General features: G+C 69.5%; 6 protein-coding genes and 2 tRNA genes. 3 read left to right on the top strand and 5 right to left on the bottom strand.

Annotated features, from left to right (window positions below):
* Positions 1-250, top strand: a 250-nt coding sequence (locus ACKOQ4_RS07715) for a PASTA domain-containing protein (protein ID WP_526290490.1), incomplete at its 5' end; no start/stop codon positions are given.
* Here the strand turns inward: ACKOQ4_RS07715 and ACKOQ4_RS07720 are convergent.
* On the bottom strand, positions 228-929 hold the full coding sequence (locus ACKOQ4_RS07720; RefSeq protein ID WP_526290492.1) for an aminodeoxychorismate/anthranilate synthase component II: 702 nt from the start codon (positions 927-929) through the stop codon (positions 228-230). The genes ACKOQ4_RS07715 and ACKOQ4_RS07720 overlap by 23 nt on opposite strands.
* A 67-nt stretch (positions 930-996) precedes the next feature.
* Between ACKOQ4_RS07720 and crgA the strand changes: the two genes are divergently transcribed.
* Together crgA and ACKOQ4_RS07730 are read left to right on the top strand one after the other, a co-directional pair.
* Complete coding sequence (crgA, locus tag ACKOQ4_RS07725; protein ID WP_526290500.1) at positions 997-1,278, top strand: cell division protein CrgA; 282 nt, start codon at positions 997-999, stop codon at positions 1,276-1,278.
* 39 nt (positions 1,279-1,317) lie between these two features.
* On the top strand, positions 1,318-1,785 hold the full coding sequence (locus ACKOQ4_RS07730) for a PH domain-containing protein (protein WP_526290494.1): 468 nt from the start codon (positions 1,318-1,320) through the stop codon (positions 1,783-1,785).
* 99 nt (positions 1,786-1,884) lie between these two features.
* Here the strand turns inward: ACKOQ4_RS07730 and ACKOQ4_RS07735 are convergent, their stop codons facing one another.
* From ACKOQ4_RS07735 to ACKOQ4_RS07750, 4 genes are all read right to left on the bottom strand, one after another.
* Positions 1,885-2,415, bottom strand: a complete 531-nt coding sequence (locus tag ACKOQ4_RS07735; protein ID WP_526290496.1) for a peptidylprolyl isomerase — start codon at positions 2,413-2,415, stop codon at positions 1,885-1,887.
* Between the two features lie 73 nt (positions 2,416-2,488).
* A tRNA-Ala gene (locus tag ACKOQ4_RS07740) sits at positions 2,489-2,561 on the bottom strand.
* Entirely contained in the window at positions 2,552-2,677 is a 126-nt protein-coding gene (locus ACKOQ4_RS07745; protein WP_526290498.1) for a hypothetical protein, read from the bottom strand. Before ACKOQ4_RS07745 ends, ACKOQ4_RS07740 begins: the two co-directional genes overlap by 10 nt.
* Before the next feature lie 2 nt (positions 2,678-2,679).
* A tRNA-Ile gene (locus tag ACKOQ4_RS07750) sits at positions 2,680-2,753 on the bottom strand.
* Positions 2,754-2,839: the final 86 nt, after the last annotated feature.

Genomic DNA, 2,839 nt, shown 5'->3' on the forward strand with positions numbered 1-2,839 from the left:
TTCGGAACTGGACACCCCGGTCACGCTGAAGGTGTCCAAGGGCAACCAGTTCGTCATGCCGAACCTGGTCGGCCAGTTCTGGGTGGACGCCGAGCCCAATCTGCGGGCACTGGGCTGGACCGGGGTGCTGGTGAAGGGACCGGACGTCGCAAACAGCGGCCAGCGGACCAACGCGGTGGTGACCCAGAGCCCGTCGCCGGGAAGCGGCGTCACCTTCAACGGGTCGGTCACGCTGGCGTTTGCGTCGTAACCCCCCGCTCGGACGCGGCGGCCGAGGCGTGCCGGACGGTCTCGGCGACCTCCTGCTCCAGTCGGCCCACCAGGGTTTCGGCCGGCGCCTCCCCGCAGCAGCCCAGCCAGTTGGCCAGCATCCGGTGGCCCCCCTCGGTCAGGATGGACTCGGGGTGGAACTGCACGCCGTGGATCGGCAGCTCGACGTGGCGTACCGCCATGATGACCCCGCCGCGGGTGCGCGCGGTCACCTCCAGCTCCGCGGGCAGGGTCTGCGGCAGGATGGTCAGCGAGTGATAGCGGGTCGCGGTGAACGGGTCGGGGAGACCGTGCAGGACACCGGCATTGGTGTGGAAGACCGAGCTGGTCTTGCCGTGCAGCAGTTCCGGGGCACGGTCGACGGTGGCGCCGAACGCCACCCCGATCGCCTGGTGGCCCAGACACACGCCCAGCAGCGGGGTTCCCGACTCCGCGCAGGCCCGCACCAGGGGGATCGACGCCCCGGCGCGCTCGGGGGTGCCCGGTCCCGGGCTGAGCAGTACGCCGTCGAACTCCGCCGCCGCCGCGGCGACCGCGCCGGCCCCGGTCAGCCGGCGGTCGTCGTTGCGCCAGACCTCGGCCTCGGCGCCGAGCTGGCCCAGATACTGGACCAGGTTGAACACGCAGCTGTCGTAGTTGTCGACGACCAGGACACGCACGCTGATGAAGGCTACCCGGCTAGGTTAATCTCATAGACGCCCCGTGGTCCGACCAGCGAAGGTAGCCATGCCCAAGTCCAAGGTCCGCAAGAAGAACGACTTCGCGACCAGTTCGGTCAGCCGCACCCCGGTGAAGGTCAAGGCCGGCCCGTCCAGCACCTGGTTCGTCGTGCTGTTCGTCGGGCTGATGCTGATCGGGCTGATCTGGCTGCTGGTTTTCCAACTCGCCGCGTCGGGCTACGACACCCCGGACCCGCTGATGTGGATGTCGGACCTCGGTCCGTGGAACTACGCCATCGCGTTCGGCTTCATGATCGCCGGTCTGCTGCTGACGATGCGGTGGCGGTGAGATCAATCACACGCCTGTGATTCATCCCCACTGTGCATAGTGCCTGTGGATAACCGTGGCGAGTGGGGGCCGTCCCCGGCGGCCATCGCCGCCGTCGCGGCGGCCGGGCTGGCGATGGCGCTGGGCTGCGCGCTGGTGGCCGCCGACCCGCCCGGCCTGTTCCTCTCGGGCATCGCGGCCTTCGGTCTGCTCCTGTTCGCCGCGGGTTCATGGCGGGCGCGGCCCCGGCTGGCCATCACGGCCGAGGGCCTGGTCTACCGCGGGTGGCTGCGCACCACGACACTGCGCCGCACCGACGTCGACCTGATCCGCATCACCGAGTTCAGGCGGTGGGGCCGGCCGGTGCGGCTGTTGGAGATCGACACCGCCGATGACGCGTTGCTGGTGCTGAGCCGCTGGGATCTGGGCGGGGATCCGCTGCCGGTACTCGACGCGCTGACCGCGGCCGGGTACGCGCCCGGCCCCGGGTCGGCCGGGCGGCCGGCGGGGCGTGGCGGGCACCGGTAGTGCCGCCCGGCTAGGAGCGACTCCTCGTGACCTGACGGGCCGCTGTCGCTGCAAGCCGGACGGAAGTGCCTCGGGAAAGGCTGCCCTGTGCGCCCCGCGTCAGGAGATCGTGACCGACTCGATGACGACGTCGTCGTCGGGCCGGTCCATACCGTCGGTCGACGTGGTGGCGATCGCATCGACCACCTTCTGCGACTCGGGGTCGACGACCTCGCCGAAGATGGTGTGCTTGCGGTTGAGGTGCGGGGTCGGGCCGACGGTGATGAAGAACTGCGACCCGTTGGTGCCCGGCCCGGCGTTGGCCATGGCCAGCAGATACGGCCGGTCGAACGCCAGCTCGGGGTGGAACTCGTCGGCGAACTTGTAGCCCGGGCCGCCGCGGCCGGTGCCGGTCGGGTCGCCGCCCTGGATCATGAAGCCGCGGATGACCCGGTGGAAGATCGACCCGTCGTAGAAGGGGCCGGCCGACCCGCCGGTGGCGTTCTGCGTCGAGTAGTCCTTGGTGCCCTGGGCCAGTCCGACGAAGTTGCCGACGGTCTTGGGGGCGTGGTTTCCGAAGAGGGCGATCTTGATGTCGCCGCGATTGGTGTGCAGGGTCGCGGTCGCGGTCTGAATCGGGCTTGTGCTCACGGGTTCACAGTGTGCCATTGCCGCTACCGGCACCTGCTCGGACCCCGGCGTGAGGTGACTGGGAGCCTGCCTGTGGAGCCTAGGAGATTCGAACTCCTGACATCTGCCTTGCAAAGGCAGCGCTCTACCAACTGAGCTAAGGCCCCGTGTCGGTGTCCCGGCCGGAGAGCGTGTGCCACACCTCGACGCGGCGGCGCGATGCGAGCACCGCCGCCGCGAACACGATCAGGGCGAGCGCGCCGCCGTGCTTCGACCAGGACATCGTGGGCCTAGGAGGACTCGAACCTCCGACCTCTTCGTTATCAGCGAAGCGCTCTAACCGCCTGAGCTATAGGCCCGCACGAATGCGCGACGAGACTACCGCACCCGCGGGCGGCTAGTCCAAGTCAGCCAGCGTGACCTCGACCCCGCCGACGATGTCGGT

This window comes from Mycobacterium sp. (assembly GCF_046095365.1).
Taxonomy (GTDB): domain Bacteria; phylum Actinomycetota; class Actinomycetes; order Mycobacteriales; family Mycobacteriaceae; genus Mycobacterium.

Excerpts from the sequence above, each read along its gene's own strand:
- crgA (WP_526290500.1), top strand. The coding sequence starts at position 997 with ATGCCCAAGTCCAAGGTCCGCAAGAAGAACGACTTCGCGACCAGTTCG.
- ACKOQ4_RS07745 (WP_526290498.1), bottom strand. The coding sequence starts at position 2,677 with ATGTCCTGGTCGAAGCACGGCGGCGCGCTCGCCCTGATCGTGTTCGCG.